The organism is Kribbella sp. NBC_00359 (assembly GCF_036097425.1).
Classification (GTDB): Bacteria; Actinomycetota; Actinomycetes; order Propionibacteriales; family Kribbellaceae; genus Kribbella.
Window position 1 is genome coordinate 969,284 of sequence record NZ_CP107975.1, and the last position, 14,975, is coordinate 984,258.

Annotated in this window: 15 protein-coding genes; 7 read left to right on the plus strand and 8 right to left on the minus strand. The window is 69.1% G+C overall.

From position 1 onward, the window contains the following. Positions 1 to 4 precede the first annotated feature (4 nt). A complete protein-coding gene (locus tag OG876_RS04685) occupies positions 5 to 1,021 on the minus strand; it encodes a LacI family DNA-binding transcriptional regulator (RefSeq protein ID WP_328523507.1) in 1,017 nt (338 codons plus the stop codon). A 103-nt stretch (positions 1,022 to 1,124) separates the two neighbouring features. On the opposite strand from OG876_RS04685, the gene OG876_RS04690 reads away from it, so the two are divergent. From OG876_RS04690 to OG876_RS04700, 3 genes are all read left to right on the plus strand, one after another. After that, positions 1,125 to 2,249, plus strand: coding sequence for a phytanoyl-CoA dioxygenase family protein (locus OG876_RS04690; protein WP_328523508.1), 1,125 nt, complete (start codon positions 1,125 to 1,127; stop codon positions 2,247 to 2,249). 188 nt (positions 2,250 to 2,437) lie between these two features. Then, complete coding sequence (locus tag OG876_RS04695) at positions 2,438 to 3,439, plus strand: Gfo/Idh/MocA family protein (RefSeq protein WP_328523509.1); 1,002 nt, start codon at positions 2,438 to 2,440, stop codon at positions 3,437 to 3,439. 41 nt (positions 3,440 to 3,480) lie between these two features. Beyond that, the gene (locus OG876_RS04700) at positions 3,481 to 4,026 is read left to right on the plus strand and encodes a hypothetical protein (protein WP_328523510.1); all 546 of its coding nucleotides are present in this window, start codon (positions 3,481 to 3,483) and stop codon (positions 4,024 to 4,026) included. Here the strand turns inward: OG876_RS04700 and OG876_RS04705 are convergent. Next, a complete protein-coding gene (locus OG876_RS04705) occupies positions 4,023 to 4,727 on the minus strand; it encodes a CTP synthase C-terminal region-related (seleno)protein (protein ID WP_328523511.1) in 705 nt (234 codons plus the stop codon). The genes OG876_RS04700 and OG876_RS04705 overlap by 4 nt on opposite strands. Before the next feature lie 77 nt (positions 4,728 to 4,804). On the opposite strand from OG876_RS04705, the gene OG876_RS04710 reads away from it, so the two are divergent. The 3 genes from OG876_RS04710 (at position 4,805) to OG876_RS04720 (ending at position 6,907) form a co-directional block, all read left to right on the plus strand. After that, positions 4,805 to 5,692 (plus strand): LysR family transcriptional regulator, encoded by an 888-nt coding sequence (locus OG876_RS04710; protein WP_328523512.1) that lies wholly within the window; start codon positions 4,805 to 4,807, stop codon positions 5,690 to 5,692. Between the two features lie 258 nt (positions 5,693 to 5,950). Continuing rightward, on the plus strand, positions 5,951 to 6,223 hold the full coding sequence (locus OG876_RS04715) for a hypothetical protein (protein ID WP_328523513.1): 273 nt from the start codon (positions 5,951 to 5,953) through the stop codon (positions 6,221 to 6,223). A gap of 132 nt (positions 6,224 to 6,355) precedes the next feature. Next, positions 6,356 to 6,907 (plus strand): hypothetical protein, encoded by a 552-nt coding sequence (locus OG876_RS04720; protein ID WP_328523514.1) that lies wholly within the window; start codon positions 6,356 to 6,358, stop codon positions 6,905 to 6,907. Positions 6,908 to 7,256: 349 nt separating this feature from the next. Here OG876_RS04720 and OG876_RS04725 read toward each other — a convergent pair whose 3' ends face one another. Both OG876_RS04725 and OG876_RS04730 read right to left on the minus strand, forming a co-directional pair. Further along, a complete protein-coding gene (locus OG876_RS04725; RefSeq protein ID WP_328523515.1) occupies positions 7,257 to 8,249 on the minus strand; it encodes a sugar phosphate isomerase/epimerase family protein in 993 nt (330 codons plus the stop codon). An 18-nt stretch (positions 8,250 to 8,267) separates the two neighbouring features. Continuing rightward, complete coding sequence (locus OG876_RS04730; protein WP_328523516.1) at positions 8,268 to 9,446, minus strand: Gfo/Idh/MocA family protein; 1,179 nt, start codon at positions 9,444 to 9,446, stop codon at positions 8,268 to 8,270. Between the two features lie 122 nt (positions 9,447 to 9,568). Between OG876_RS04730 and OG876_RS04735 the strand changes: the two genes are divergently transcribed. After that, positions 9,569 to 10,603, plus strand: a complete 1,035-nt coding sequence (locus tag OG876_RS04735) for a LacI family DNA-binding transcriptional regulator (protein WP_328523517.1) — start codon at positions 9,569 to 9,571, stop codon at positions 10,601 to 10,603. A gap of 3 nt (positions 10,604 to 10,606) precedes the next feature. On the opposite strand, the gene OG876_RS04740 is transcribed toward OG876_RS04735, so the two are convergent. Genes OG876_RS04740 through OG876_RS04755 form a run of 4 tightly spaced genes read right to left on the minus strand, consistent with a single transcriptional unit; the run spans position 10,607 to position 14,909 of the window. After that, entirely contained in the window at positions 10,607 to 12,103 is a 1,497-nt protein-coding gene (locus tag OG876_RS04740) for a CoA-acylating methylmalonate-semialdehyde dehydrogenase (protein WP_328523518.1), read from the minus strand. Beyond that, positions 12,100 to 12,966: a sugar phosphate isomerase/epimerase family protein gene (locus OG876_RS04745; protein ID WP_328523519.1), complete on the minus strand. Its 867-nt coding sequence runs from the start codon at positions 12,964 to 12,966 to the stop codon at positions 12,100 to 12,102. Before OG876_RS04745 ends, OG876_RS04740 begins: the two co-directional genes overlap by 4 nt. 3 nt (positions 12,967 to 12,969) lie before the next feature. Continuing rightward, a complete protein-coding gene (locus OG876_RS04750) occupies positions 12,970 to 13,986 on the minus strand; it encodes a Gfo/Idh/MocA family oxidoreductase (RefSeq protein ID WP_328523520.1) in 1,017 nt (338 codons plus the stop codon). Next, positions 13,986 to 14,909 (minus strand): sugar phosphate isomerase/epimerase family protein, encoded by a 924-nt coding sequence (locus tag OG876_RS04755; protein WP_328523521.1) that lies wholly within the window; start codon positions 14,907 to 14,909, stop codon positions 13,986 to 13,988. The genes OG876_RS04750 and OG876_RS04755 overlap by 1 nt, the downstream gene beginning before the upstream one ends. Positions 14,910 to 14,975: the final 66 nt, after the last annotated feature.

A 14,975-nucleotide genomic window follows, 5' to 3' on the forward strand; every position in this document is an offset into this window, starting at 1 on the left:
CAGATCATCCGGGCAGGTTGTACGGCGTGATCGGCTGCAGGTTGCTGGGCGGCGTACGGACCGCTGGGAGCAGGTGGTGGGCCTGCAGGAGGTGCTGGCAGGCGTGGTGCAGGTCGGTCGGGAGATCGTGGTGCAGAACCACGGAAAGCGCACCGGCACGGAGGAGCGAGAGGTCGTCGGCGTCGAGGTCGTGGGCGACGAAGCAGCGGTACTCGCGGTCCAGGTCGTCGAAGGCCTGGACGATGGCACGGTTGCCGCCGCCGATGGAGTAGACCGCGTTGATCGCCGGATCGGCGGTGAGCGCGGCCAGGGCCTGTCCGTGGATGGTGGTGTCGAGGCCATCGGTCTCGGCAAGCTCCACCACCGCGCGGCCCGGTGCCAGCCGGCGCAGGGTGGAGCGGAAGCCCATCTCGCGTTCCTCTTCACCACGGAACGAGCCGCGGCTCAGCGTGACGAGCACAGTGCCGGGCTCCGCGCCCAGCCATTGCGTGAGGAAGTACGCCGCTGTCGCACCGGCGGACCGGTTGTCGATGCCGACGTACGCGAGACGCTGACTGCTGGGCAGATCGGTGACCAGGGTGACAACCGGGACGCCGGCGGCGACCAGGCGATCGACGGCTTCGACGACCTCGGGCTCGTCCGGCGCCTTGAGGATCACGCCCTGCGAACCGCGTTTCCGCAGCTTGTCCAGGGTCGCGACCACGTCGGCGGCGGAGGCGGTTTCACTCAGGTCGAATCGGGCCCGCAGCACCGCCGGGCGCAGACCGGGCAGCGCCGCCTCTAGGGCGGCACGGACCGATCCGGAGAAGCGGGCCGGGGCCTGCATGACCAGGTCGATCACCAGCGTGCGACCACCGAGCCGGATCTGGGCGGCTTGCCGGTCGAGGTCGTGCACGGCCTGGTCGACCTGGCGGCGCGCGCGGGCGCTGACGCCGGCCCGGCCGTTCAGCACCCGGTCGACGGTCGTCTCGCTCAGACCGGCCTGGACCGCGATGTCGCGGACCCGATGCTCGCGTCCCATCGTCGCCCTCCGCTCCGAATGACGGGTTTTTGGTGGATCCAGGGGATTCCGAACCCGTCAAGAAGACCCCAGGCTAGAACAATCACCCCGAGAGGAGCCACCCATGTGGTTGAAACCGTCCGACGTTCAGCTGGAAGACCTGTTGACGGTGCTCAAGCAGCAGACGGACCCCGCGGACTACCCGTACGCCGAGCGGATCGAGCAGCAGGTGCCGCTGTACGACGCGGTGCGGATCCGGCGCGAGGACCCGCGGGCCGTGCAGGCCGAGTTCGTCCGGGCGTTCGCCGACGGGCCCGGGATCGTCGTCCTGAAAGGGGCCTTTGGCAACGAGATGGTCGACGCGGCGACGGCCGAGTTCAACCGCCTGATCGCCCGGCAGCACGAGTCCGGGACCGCGGCCGGTGACCACTTCGCCAAGCCGGGTGCGAACGACCGGGTCTGGAACGCGCTCGAGAAGCTGGCGATCGCGGCACCGGACGTGTTCGCGGCGTACTACGCCAACGATCTGCTCGCGCTGGTCGCGTCGGCTTGGCTGGGGCCGGCGTACCAGGTGACGTCGCAGGTGAACGTGGTGAACCCGGGCGGCGAGGGGCAGACGGTGCATCGGGACTACCACCTCGGATTCCAGTCCGACGAGGTGGCAGCGCAGTACCCGGCACATGTGCATCGGTTGTCGCCGGCGTTGACGCTGCAGGGAGCGGTCGCGCACTGCGACATGCCGGTCGAGTCGGGGCCGACGCTGTATCTGCCGCACTCACAGAAGTACGAGCTGGGGTACCTGGCGTACCGGCAGCCGTCGTTCGCCTCCTATTTCGTGGAGAACCACGTGCAGTTGCCGTTGGAGAAGGGCGACGCGGTGTTCTTCAACCCGGCGCTGTTCCACGCGGCCGGCAGCAACCACTCCGCCGACATCAAGCGGATGGCCAACCTCCTGCAGGTCTCATCCGCCTTCGGGCGCGCGATGGAGAGCATCGACCGGGCAGGGATGATCGACGCGGTCTATCCCACCCTGCTCCGACTGACCGATCCCGTAGCCGTGGAGAACGTCATCGCCGCCACGGCCGAGGGCTATGCCTTCCCGACCAACCTCGACCGCGACCAGCCCATCAACGGCCTGGCACCCCTGTCGCAGGCCGGCCTCCTCCGCCAGGCGGTCGCGGAGAGCTGGACCGCAGACCGGTTGACCGGCGCCCTCGCCGACCACAGCACCCGCCGCGAGACCCACTGAGTGCCCACAGCAAGGACATGAACGTTGGGTGAACCCGGTCCGGATCACGGGCAGGTGCTGTCGGGGGCGGGTGCTCGTCAGGCAGGATGGAACGTTCGCCGCCGGAGCCTCGGGCTACGCTTACCGGCGCGCCACTCGGACGACCCCGCCGTACGCCGCCCGTACGGCCGACCATCGAGGGAGAAGCCATGGAACCGCTGCGTATCGGGATGCTCGGTGCCGCCCGGATCGCGGACCGGGCGATCGTCGCGCCGGCCCGGTCGACCGGCGCCCGGCTGGTCGCGGTGGCGGCCCGGGACTCCGGCCGGGCCGAGGCGTTCGCGGCGGAACACCAGGTCGAACGGGTGCACGCGTCGTACCAGGAGGTCCTGGACGACCCCGAGGTGGAGGTCGTCTACAACCCGCTCGCCAACGGCCTGCACGGCCCGTGGAACCTGCGGGCGATTGCCGCGGGCAAGCATGTGCTGACCGAGAAGCCGTCGGCCAGCAACGCCGTGGAAGCCGCCCAGGTACGCGACGCCGCCCACGAGCGTGGCGTGGTCTTCATGGAGGCCTTTCACTACGCCTACCACCCGGTGATGCGCCGCCTGCAGGACCTCGTGGCCAAGGGTGAGCTCGGCGACCTGCAGCACGTCGAGGCGACCATGGTGATGCCTCCGCCGCCGGACCAGGACCCGCGCTGGTCACTCCCGCTCGCCGGCGGCGCCGTCATGGACGTCGGCTGCTACGCCATCCACGCCCAGCGGATGCTGGCGCCGTACGCCGGTGGTGCCCCGAAGCTGACCAACGCCCGCGCCGGCGAACGCAAGCGGCTGCCCGGCGTCGACGAGTGGCTCAACGCCGACTTCGAGTTCCCGAGCGGCGCAACCGGCGCAGTCCGCACGAGCATGGCCGCCGAGAACGTCGAGTTCAGCCTGAAGGTCATCGGCACCCGCGGTGAGGCCTTCGCACCGTTCTTCGTGCTCCCCCAGAACGACGACCGGGTCATCGTCACAACCAAGGAAGACACCTGGGTCGAACACCTGGGCACGCGCAGCTCCTACACCTACCAACTAGAGGCCTTCACCGCGGCAGTCCGCAACGGCGCCCCGCTCCTCACCGACGCCAACGACGCTCTGGCCACCATGCAGCTCATCGACACCTGCTACCAAGCCGCCGGCCTCGAACCCCGCCCCACGTCCCAGATCTAAACCAGTGGTGCGGGGGCGTGCACAAGGCCCACCCTGGGCACATGCACCTCACCTTCCTGCATGACCCGCGCGGCGAGTGCCTCACCCTGATCCGGAGAGCGGACGGGGCAGAGTTCACGCTCTCCTCGTACTCGCGCAAGCACCGCGTGCCGCACGATCTCGCGCACGCGGTGACCGAACGCGAACTCGGCATGCCCGACGGCATCTTCGGTTGTATCGCGGCAGGTGCGGTGTTCGACAGCATGCAACTGACAGCGGGCAAGAAGCGCTACGACGCCAAGACTCGAAGCACCCGAATCCTGAAGGCGCCGAACAGCATCGGCGTCAGTGAGTCGCTCACGACTGTCATTCACGAGGCGGTCGAGAAGGGCCGGCCGACGCCGTACGCTCTGGCCCGCGAGACCTGGGGCATCACCCGGCCCGATCCCTGTCCCTACCTCGACACGGACCTCGACCGCGCCACCGAAACACTGCGCGAACTGAGCCGCCAATGGCAGGCGAGCTCCGATCCACTCGTCCTCCCCTGGCCGAAGAGACTCCAGGCCGCAGTCACCCGGCAATCGCTCGCGAAAACGTCAGTCCGCTAGTCACGGTCACTGCCGCCGGCTGCGCAGGCGAAGGCTTGGATGAGGGGATGGGGGCGGGTGCCGTCGCCTGCGAGTTCGGGCTGGAAGAGGGTCGCCAGGTAGAACGGGTGGCCGGGTAGCTCCGCGATGCGGGGGTCGCCGGCGTCGTCGTACCCGCTGAAGACCATGCCGTGCTCGCGCAGCAGATCCATCCGGCTGCTGTCGAGGCCGTAGGAGCAGTGGTACCGCTCCAGCGACCGCTCCACCCCCAGCAACTCCGCGGCCCGAGTCCCCGGCGTCACCTGGACCGCATCCTCGTGACCGACGAGTGAGCAGGCCAGCGGGACGATGAGCAGGTCCTCCGCGTCCGGACTGCTCTCCGCGTTCTGCGCGTCCGGCCGCCCGCACACGTTGCGGGCGAATTCGAGCATCGCGTGCTGGAACCCTGCACACGTGCCGAGGAACGGGATCCCGTTCTCCCGCGCGATCCGGACCGCGGCGATCGCTCCGGCCTCGTCTCGATACGGGCTCCCCGGAACCAGCCAGATCCCGTCGAACCCCTTCAGGTCCTCGTCGACCTCCTCGGTCGGGACCCAGTACACGTCGAGGTCCAGGTTGTCACGATCCTTCAACCGATCCAGCAGACCGGGCACCCGCCCGTGCGAACGGACGTGCGGTGAGCGGTCTCCGACCAGGGCGATGCGTCCTGAGTAAGCGTTCATGCCGTCCATCCTGGGTGTCGAGCCGGTATCAGCGCCAACGATGATCTCTGCAGTCCGCATAAGCGATACTGATCGGCGTGGATCCCCACCTGCTGCGGACGTTCGTCGCTGTCGCCGAGTGCGGCTCGTTCTCCGCGGCCGCGGACCGCCTCGGCTACACCCAATCCGCCGTCTCCCAGCACATCGCCGCCCTCGAACACGACCTCGGTACGCCGCTCCTCCGCCGACGTCCCGTGGTCCCGACCCCAGCCGGCGAGCGCCTCCTCGAACACGCCGCGCCCATCCTCCTCCGCCTTGACGCCGCCCGCGCCGACGTCCGCCGTACCATCGCCGACCCAGCGGGCACCCTCACCATCGCCGCCTCCCCCTTGGCCGCAGCCGACGGCCGCCTGGCGATCGCTCTCCGCGAGGTACGACGCTCCCGCCCAGGCACCGAGGTCACCCTGACGGTCTGCGGCCGCGACGCCGTAGCCCGAGGAGTGGCCGCCGGAGACTTCGCCCTGGGCCTGGTCGACGGCGTCGCCGCGCCCAGCGATCCCTTGCGGTTGTCTGACGCGGGATCACTACGCACCACCGCCGTGGCGCACCAGCAACTGGTCGTGGCGCTTGCCGCGGACCACCCACTGGCCCGCCGCCGCGGCATCAGCCTCCACGACTTGACCAACGCCCGCTGGATCGACGCCCCCGACCTCGCCGCTCCCGTGACCACCCTCCGCAGTGCCGCTGGATCCGATGGCTTCCGCCCTGCGCTCACCTACGCCGGCACCGACCTCCAAACCCTGCAGACGTTGCTCGCCGAAGGCCACGGTCTGGCCGTCCTGCCCGAGTCGGCCACGACCGAGGGACTCGCCGCGGTTCCCCTCACCACGCCGCGGCTCGTCCACCGGATCGAGCTCCTCCACGGCCATCTCGCGGAGCCGGCTGCCACCTCGCTCGCCGCCGTACTGGCGGGACAGCCGGCGTGAGGCCTCGAGTAGCTCCTCGAGGCGCACACGCGTGATCGCGTAGCCGAGGACACCGACCGCCTCTCGTTCTGCGAAGACGGCGCGCTCCGGATCGTCGGGATCGATGGCTTCGCAGATCGCGTTGTAGGCCCAGTTGAGCCAGGCGGTCACGGCGACGCCGAAAGAACCCAGCGTGAGCTTCGGCCAATCCGCAACGGTCAGATAGCCCTCGCGGAACGCCACAACCGCCTTCGGGTTGGTGGACGGCCGCATGGTCCAGTGCGTCAGCGCGATGCCGATTTCCAGTTCGGGCGTGAGCGACCCGGCGAAGTCCCACTCCATCACGATGAGCTCGTCGTTCCGGCCCTGCCGGACGTGCGACGGGATGAAGTTCTGGTTGCAGAGCATCAGCCTGTCAGCGGCGATACCCGTCTCGATCCCGTGCAGATCAAGCAAAGCCGGAAGCGATGCGTCGAGCTGCTCGGCCCATGGCTTCCCGGCAGCGCGGGCTCTGTCGCGCAACTGATACCAATCTGCTTCAGCGCGGCGTGAGGTCACGTACGGGCTGATGGGCACATCGCTGGGAATGGCCAACGTGTGCAGCGTGCCCAGCGTCGTACCGACTCGCCGCGCCAACGCCCTCGAGATCGGCAACACCGGCGAAGGGCCGACTTCGATCCACTCGTGAACGCGCCAGCTCTCACCTCGGATGCTCTCGATCAGTCGTCCTCCCATACTCCGCACGGCAACCGGCGCCGTCACGCCGGCCGCGACCGCGGCATCCCGCAGCCGGGCACCGAGCTCGGCCTGCTCGGCGGTGATCCAGTCATAGACCGTGACGGCAAGCCACCGACCTCGGTCGGTCGTGATTCCCCAGCACCGCCCCATCGGCGTGAACGAAACCGGTGTGGCCGCGGCGGTGACCTCGCCCAGGCCGAAGGCGCCGGCCAGCGCCTCCGCCAGCCCGTCCGGCGCGGCGGGCGTGTCCGCGAGCCGTCGCTCGACCTCGGCCTTCAGCGCAGGCCAGTCCCGTTCGCCGTACTCAGCGGCCAGGGCGCGCTGCGCATCGGCCAGCGAGGCTCCTGGATCGGATTCGCGCAGCACACCAAGAAGGTCCTTGGCCTCTTTGCGCAGGTACTCGATACTCGGCCGATCCGGCAGCAGTCTCATGACGCGTCCTCTCGCGCCCGGACTCGCACGGGCCACAAGAGAGCGTCAACCACCGCACTCGGCTGATCGATCGTGAGGTGGCTTCCAGCCTTCCGGCGAGTCTCGGCGCGCCCTCAGCACGCCTGCGTGACGCTACCCAACCTTCCTCCGCCGGTCAACGGCGCCCACGCCTACTTCCGGCCCTGCTTGGTCGGCGGGATGATCGAGCTGTCGCTCGGGTTGGGTTTCGGCTGTTTGGGTTGCTTGGGTTTGCGGACTTCACGTCCGCCTTTGTTCTTCGACATGACGCACTCCCGGAGCTTGAAGATCGCTGACATCGCACAGGCCGACGGCCGTCGTACGCCGCGGTACTCCTCATGCCCCGGGGGTCGTCTTCGACGCTACACCCAAACCAACGCTTTCAGGCGTGGATATGTCAGCCGGCGGCCGCGGTCAGGAGGGTCTTGGCGGCGTACTCGAGGCCTTCCAGCTGGCCCAGTTCCTGGTCCTCGTGCTCGATGTTGACAGCCATGTCCGGGTCGATGCGCTTGATCGCGGCGAGGAAGTCGGTCCAGAACGCGACATCGTGACCACGGCCGACGGCGACGAAGTCCCAGGAGGAGTTCTCCGGCCAGCGGCTGAGCGTGTCCTTGCCCCCCAGGCCGATGGCGCCGGGATCCGTCGGAAGCACCCGGCCGAAGCGATCGTCCAGTACGCCGTTGACCTTGGCTGCCGCGTTGATCCGGGTGTCCTTCGCGGCCGCGTTGTAGACCAGGCCGCCGAGACTGTCCAGGGCGGCGACCGGATCGATCCCCTGCCAGAACAGGTGACTCGGGTCCATCTCGGCCCCGACGTGGGTGGCGCCGATCTCCTCGGCGAGCCGCACCATGGTGGCCGGGTTATAGACCAGGTTGTGCGGATGCATCTCGATGCACACCTTCACGTCGGCGTCGGCAGCCCGGGCCTGGATGTCCTTCCAGTACGGGATCGCCACCTCGTTCCACTGGTAGTCGCGGGCGTCGAGGTACACGCTGTCCCACGGCAGGACCGTCCAGGACGGCGCCGTACCACCGGCGTGCGCCTCGGGCAGGCCGGACATGGTGACGACCCGCTTGACGCCGAGCAGGGCGGCGAGCTCGATGGCGTCGACCACGTCCTGGCCGTGCTTGCGCCGTACGTCCGGGTCGGGGTGCAGCGGATTGCCGTTGCAGTTCAGAGCTGTCAGCGCGACGCCGGCGGCGTCGAACTGGGCGAGGTACTCGTCGCGGGCGTCCTTGCTCCCGCGGATCGCGTCGATCGGCAGATGCGGCGCGGGCAGGAAGCCGCCCGAGTTGATCTCCGCGCTGTCGAGACCGAGTCCGCGCAGCGTCGTCAACGCTTCACCGATGGGCAGGTCGTGCAGGCAGGCCGTGTAGGCACCGAGCTTCATGGTGATGGTCCTTCCGGATCAGTCGATGGTGACGGCCGCGCCGCCGGTCTGGGCCGAGGTGACAACGGCTCCCAGCAGCCGCAGGTTGCGCAGCCCGTCCTCGAAGGTCGGGCAGGGCGGGAGTCCCTCGACACCGGCCACCTGGCCGAGGAATGCCCTGGCCTGGAAGGCGAACAGGTCGTTCTGCCCATGGCCGACGCCGGGGAAGTCCATCGGCAGGCCACCGGTGATGTAGGGGTGTTCCGGGCCGACGAGCACCTGGCGGTATCCCTGGGTCGCGAGGGGTGCCGTGCCGTCGACGAAGCCGAACTCCGACGCCCGGGCGAGCTCGAACGTGGCCGAACCCTTCTCCGCGAACACCTCGAAACCGAGCCCGTTCGGGTGACCGAAGGAGGTCCGGGACGCCGACAGCGTCGCAGTGGCTCCGGACGCGAACCGCGCGGTGAAGCTGACCAGGTCCTCGTTCTCGACCGGCTCCGTCTCGTCGCTGACCGCCGCCAGGGCATGCCCCACGACCGCACCGACCGGAAGGTGCCGCTCGGTGATGTACGTCGCCAGCACCGCCCCGCCGACCGACTCGATCGGACCGCCGAGGAACTCGGCCACATCGACCAGGTGAGCGCCGATGTCAGCGAGCGCACCGGAACCGGGGCCACCCTTGTACCGCCAGCTCATCGGAGCCATCGGGTCACAGCCGTAGTCGCACCAGTAGTGCCCGTCGAGGTGCAGCGGCCGGCCGATCGCTCCGGACCGCAGCTGCGCGCGAACGGCGTTGATCGCCGGCGACCGCCGGAAGGTGAAACCTGTGGCAGTCTGCCGGTCGGAGGCCCGTGCGGCGGACACCATCGCGGCCGCGTCCTCGACACTCGGCGCCAGCGGCTTCTCACACAGCACATGCTTGCCGGCGGCAAGCAAACCCTCGACGATCACGCGGTGCAACGTGTTGGCGACCACCACGCTGACGACGTCGACGTCAGGCGCCTCGGCGATGGCCTGCCACCTGGTCTCGGCCCGCTGGTACCCGAACCGGTCGGCGGACTCCTTCGCGACGCCGGCGTTGACATCACCGACGGCGACGAACCGCACCTCGGGCAGCCCGGCGCCGTGGATCGCGGTCGCGGCCCGATACCCGGCCAGGTGCGCGCGGCCGGCCATCCCCGCACCGATCACCGCCACGCCGATGGACTGAGATGACATGACTGCTCCTCACCTGCACAGAACCGGATTCCCTGCGCCTGTTGAATTTCAAGCGCTTTAAGACTCTGCTACCATGCTTGTCCTGACAAACCATTGTCAAGGCCTCGCCACCGGGAGATTCCGTGACCACTCGCGATCGACGTCCGGCCGGCGTGACCCGGCGTCCACGGCTGGAGGATGTGGCGGCCGCGATCGGCATGTCACCGTCGTCGGTCTCGCTCGCGCTCAGCGATCGGCCGGGCCCCAGCGAGGAAACCCGGCGCCGGGTGCGGGAGGCCGCCGACCGGCTCGGCTACCGGCCCGACCGGACCGCGAGTCTGCTCGCGCGCCGTCGTACCCGGCTGTTGGGCGTCATGCTCGACATCCGGAGTCCGTTCCATGCGGAGCTGGTCGAGGATCTGCATCGGGCCAGCGCTGGCCGCGGCTACGAGCTGGTCCTCAGCACCGTGACCGCCGAGCGGGACGAGCGGCGCGCGATCGAGACCCTGCTGGACTTCCGCTGCGAGGCCCTCCTCCTCCTCGGCGCGGCCGGACCGGTCGCAGACCTGACCGGCGAGCAGCTGCCGGTCGTCGTGATCGGGAAGCACACCGGCGCCGGGCTCGACGTGGTCCGGGCCGCGGACGACCTCGGGGTGGCGCAGGCGGTCGCGCACCTGGTCGAGTTCGGTCACCGCGACATCGCCTTCGTCGACGGTGGCAAGGGCCCGATCGCGGCCCTTCGTCGCCGTGGCTACCGCGACGCGATGAAGAGCCACGGCGCCCGCGCCTCGGTGCGGATCGTCCCGGGCGGGCACGACGAGCGGGCCGGCGCCCAGGCCGGCCGGGTCCTGCTGGAGTCCGGGCCGCTACCGACCGCGGTGGTCGCGTCGAACGACATGTGTGCCGTCGGCGTGCAGGACACGTTCCTCCGGGCCGGCGTCGACGTACCCGGGGAGGTCTCGCTCGTCGGGTACGACAACAGCACCTTGGCGCGGCTCGCGCACATCGACCTGACGTCGGTCGATCAGAACGCGGCGGAGCTCGCCGCCCACGCGGTCGAGGCGGCGGCGGACCGGCTGGAGAACGGCCGGACCACCGCCGAGGAGTTCGTCCTCACGCCCCACCTGGTCGTCCGCGGCAGCACGGCAGCCGCACGCGACCAGGCGAAGCGCCCCTGACGCTCAGTCGTGGGTGGGGAAGCCCAGGTTGATGCCGCCGTGGCTCGGGTCGAGCCAGCGGGAGGTGACGACCTTGCCGCGGGTGAAGAAGTGGACACCTTCCATGCCGTGGGCGTGGGTGTCGCCGAAGAGGGAGTTCTTCCAGCCGCCGAAGGAGTAGTAGGCCATCGGGACGGGGATCGGCACGTTGATGCCGACCATGCCGACCTCGACCTCGTTCTGGAACCGGCGGGCGGCGCCACCGTCGTTGGTGAAGATCGCCGTGCCGTTGCCGTACGGGTTCGAGTTCACCAGGTCGAGGGCGGCGTCGTACGACGGCTCCCGGAGGACCGACAGCACCGGCCCGAAGATCTCGTCGGTGTAGATCGACATCTCCGGCGTCACCTTGTCGAACAGCGTCGGCCCGAGCCAGAACCCGTCGGCCCCACCGTCGAACTCACCGTCCCGGCCGTCCACGACCAGCTCGGCGCCTTCGTCCACACCGGCGGCGACGTACCCGGCGACCTTGTCGCGGTGCGGGCCGGTGACCAGCGGGCCCATGTCGCAGCCGCGGGTCCCGTCGCCGGTCTTGAGCTTCGCCATCCGCTCCTTGATCTTGCCGATCAGCTCGTCGGCGATCGGCTCGACCGCGACCAGCGCGGAGATCGCCATGCACCGCTCACCGGCCGAACCGAAGCCGGCGTTCACCGCGGCGTCGGCGGCCAGGTCCAGGTCCGCGTCGGGCAGCACGATCATGTGGTTCTTCGCACCACCGAGCGCCTGCACGCGCTTACCGTGCCTGGTGCCGGTCTCGTAGACGTACTTCGCGATCGGGGTCGAGCCGACGAAGGAGACGGACTTGATGTCCGGGTGCTCGAGCAGCCGGTCGACGGCCTCCTTGTCACCGTGAACGACGTTGACGACACCGTCCGGTAGACCGGCTTCTTTCCAGAGCTCGGCCATCGCGTTCGCGGCCGACGGGTCCTTCTCGGACGGCTTGATCACCACACTGTTGCCACAGGCAACCGCGATCGGGACGAACCACATCGGCACCATCGCCGGGAAGTTGAACGGGGAGATGACCGCGCTGACGCCGAGCGGCTGGCGGATCGAGTACACGTCGACCTTGGTCGACACACCCTCGCTGAAACCGCCCTTGAGCAGATGCGGGATGCCGCAGGCGAACTCGATCACCTCCAGACCGCGGGTGACCTCGCCGACGGCGTCCGACAGCACCTTGCCGTGCTCGGCGGTGATCAGCGCGGCGATCCGCTCCTTGTGCTGGTTCACCAGCTCCCGGAACGCGAACAGCACCTGGGTCCGCCGGGTCAGCGAGGTCTGCGCCCACGTGCGGGACGCCTCGTGGGCGACCTTGACGACCTCGTCGACGGTCGCGGCCGAGGCCAGGTCGAGCTCGCCGGTGACCTCACCGGTCGCCGGGTTGTAGACCTTGCTGGTGCGCTCCGAGACCCCGGTCCACGGGCTCCCGCCGATCAGGTGGGTGATTCGCTGAGTACTCACGTCTGGATCCCTTGTTTGGTCAGTAGCTCCGTGATCTTCTCCCGCATGAACGTGCTCGACTCGCGAGCTCGTTCCTCCCAAGCGAAGACACAGGTCGTGATGGTGCCATTGAACCCGGCCGTGGCCAGGCACGCGAACAGTTCGTCGAAGTCGACCTCGCCCTGGCCGATGTCCAGGTGCTGGTGCACCCGGACCGTCGATCCGGGCGGGTTGACGATGTAGCGGAGCCCGGACGAGCCGGTGTGGTCGAACGAGTCCGCGACGTGGATGTTGGTGAGCAGGTCACCGGCGTAGTCGATGATCCCCTGCGCGTCGTTGCCCATGTGGAAGGTGTGCGGAGCGCAGTACAGGAAGGTCACCAGCGGACTGTTGATCCCCCGGATCAGGTCGACCGCCGCCTTCCCGTCCTCCTCGAAGTCGTCCGGGTGCGGCTCCAGCGCGAGTTTGATCCCCTCCCGCTCGAAGACCGGCAGGAGTTCCTCCAGCGAGCGCCAGAACTGCGCCTCGCTGCGGGCCGCCTGCTCCGGCCGGCCGTTGAACTCCGAGTTCATCGTGTCGACGCCGAGCGCGGCGGTGATCTCGATGGCACGTTTCCAGTACCGCACGGCCGCCTGCCGGTCGTCCTCGTCCGGGCCGGACCACTTGAACAGCGGCAGCACCGAGGACACGCCGACTCCGGCCGCGGCCAGCTCCTTCTTGAAGGCAGCCACTCCTGCGTCGTTCACCCGCGGGTGGTTGAAGAACGGGATGAAGTCGTCCCGGGGTGACAGCTCGATCCACTGGTAACCGAGCTCGGCGACCAGGCGTGGCAGCTCGAGCAACGGCGTACCACGGAACATGTACGGATCGAGGGCGAGTTTCATGGGTCAGCCCTTCGTGTAGAAGTCGGGGCGTTCATGCGAGGCGACTTCGACTCGCTGACCGATCCGCAGTGCCTCCAGGCAGGTGTCCGACACCACTGCCGCGAGATGACCGTCCCAGGCGCTCGGGCCGGTGAACCCGCCGGAGGCCACTGCGTCGATCCAGTCCTGCAGTTCGACGTCGTACGCCCGGACGAACCGCTCCTGCCAGGACGCCGGCACGCGGCCGGCGTACCGGCCGTCGCTCTTGACCACTGCGCCGGCAGTCTCGGCCAGTGCCGCCGTACCGATCTCGCCGACGACCTCACCGCGGATGTCGTACCCGTAGCGGATGTTGAGTGACACCTCGACGTCCACCAGCACCCCGCTGGCCATCTCCAGCAGGATGATTAGCGGATCCTGCAGGTCGTCCCCGGCGTTGCTGTTGCGCCGCGGCTTGAGCACCGTGGTCGCCACGATCTCCTCGCCGAACATCCACCGCACCAGGTCGATCTCGTGGATGGCGGAGTCGGTGATGATCATCTCCGTCGTGAAGCCGTACGGCGGCACCGACGGGTTGCGGTGTGCACAGTGCATCAGCAGCGGCGCGCCGATCGAGCCGTCGTCGACCGCCGCCTTCACCGCCTGGTACGGCGCGTCGTACCGGCGCATGAAGCCCACCATCACGAGCCGCTTCCCACTCGCGACCTCGGCGTCGACGATCCGGCGGCACGCCTCCTGCGTGGTGGCCAGCGGCTTCTCGCAGAACACCGGCTTGCCCGCCTCGATCGCCGCCAGCACGAACTCCTCATGCGTCGGTCCCCACGACGTCACCAGTACGGCGTCGACCGCGTCGTCACCGATGAGCTCCTGCCCGGTCGCGTGCACCGTGCAGCTGGTCAGTCCGTCCGCGATCGACTGGGCCCGCGCCGGGTCCACGTCCGTCACGGCGACCACCTGAGCACCGGACAGCACCTGTGTCAGCCTCCGGATGTGGTCCTGCCCGATCATGCCGACGCCGATGACTCCGACCCGGACCGTCATCAGTGGTCACCTCCGATTCCCACACTGCGCAGGTAGTCGTACGTCCGCCGGGCGATCGGCTCGGGTTTGCCGAAGTCGCACGGATACAGGTCCTGCTCGACGATGACGAAGACCTCGTCCCGGTCGAGCGCCCGCAGCGCCGCGGCGATCGGCTCGATCTTCGGCTCGGCGTTCGGCGGTTCCGCCATCACGCCGCGCTTGACGGCCTCCCCGAACGGCAGGTCCTCCGCGTCGACCACCTTCAGAACCTCCGGATCGACGCCCTTGATGTGCAGGAACCCCAGCCGCTCCGGGTACTTCTCGATGATCGCGACGTTGTCGCCGTGCCGGTAGGCGAAGTGCCCGGTGTCGAGACACAGCGAGACGTAGCGCGGGTCGGTGTCCTGCAGGAATCGCTCCACTTGCGGTTGCGTCTCCACGTGGGAGTCCGCATGCGGGTGGAGGGCCACCGTGAGGCCGTACTCCTCGCCGATGATGCGGCCGAGCTCGTTGTTCTGCCGGATCAACGTGTTCCAGTCGTCGGTGTCGAGCTCGCGCACCGCCTTCGACGCGCCGGTCCGCTCGTCCCGGTACGCCGCGGGGAGGATCACCAGGAAGCGCCCGCCGACTGAGGTCACCAGTTCCGCGACCTTGCGGGCCTCGTCGAGGGTGGACTGCCATTGCCCGGCGTCCTGCAGGGGTGCGCCGACGGCTTGCCCGGACACCTTCAACCCACGCTGCTCGAGCTCGTCGGTCAGCCGCGCGGGGTCGGTCGGCAGGTAGCCGTACGGTCCAAGCTCGACCCAGCGGTAGCCGACGCCGGACAGCTCGTCGAGGAAGCGCTGCCACGGGGTCTGCAGCGGGTCGTCGGCGAACCAGACGCCCCAGGAATCGGGACAGCTGCCCAGCGCCAGGCGAGGGCCGCTGCTTGGACTAGTGCTCATCAAGTGGGGTCCTTCCAGGTGGGTGGGTCTCCGGGCGGTTCCGCCGCCCCGTCCAGGCGGCGGAAC

Bases quoted from the DNA above. Each gene is read 5' to 3' on its own strand.
- OG876_RS04685 (WP_328523507.1), bottom strand. From the start codon at position 1,021: ATGGGACGCGAGCATCGGGTCCGCGACATCGCGGTCCAGGCCGGTCTG.
- OG876_RS04695 (WP_328523509.1), top strand. From the start codon at position 2,438: ATGGAACCGCTGCGTATCGGGATGCTCGGTGCCGCCCGGATCGCGGAC.
- OG876_RS04700 (WP_328523510.1), top strand. From the start codon at position 3,481: ATGCACCTCACCTTCCTGCATGACCCGCGCGGCGAGTGCCTCACCCTG.
- OG876_RS04725 (WP_328523515.1), bottom strand. From the start codon at position 8,249: ATGAAGCTCGGTGCCTACACGGCCTGCCTGCACGACCTGCCCATCGGT.
- OG876_RS04730 (WP_328523516.1), bottom strand. From the start codon at position 9,446: ATGTCATCTCAGTCCATCGGCGTGGCGGTGATCGGTGCGGGGATGGCC.
- OG876_RS04750 (WP_328523520.1), bottom strand. From the start codon at position 13,986: ATGACGGTCCGGGTCGGAGTCATCGGCGTCGGCATGATCGGGCAGGAC.
- OG876_RS04705 (WP_328523511.1), bottom strand. From the start codon at position 4,727: ATGAACGCTTACTCAGGACGCATCGCCCTGGTCGGAGACCGCTCACCG.
- OG876_RS04755 (WP_328523521.1), bottom strand. From the start codon at position 14,909: ATGAGCACTAGTCCAAGCAGCGGCCCTCGCCTGGCGCTGGGCAGCTGT.
- OG876_RS04745 (WP_328523519.1), bottom strand. From the start codon at position 12,966: ATGAAACTCGCCCTCGATCCGTACATGTTCCGTGGTACGCCGTTGCTC.
- OG876_RS04690 (WP_328523508.1), top strand. From the start codon at position 1,125: ATGTGGTTGAAACCGTCCGACGTTCAGCTGGAAGACCTGTTGACGGTG.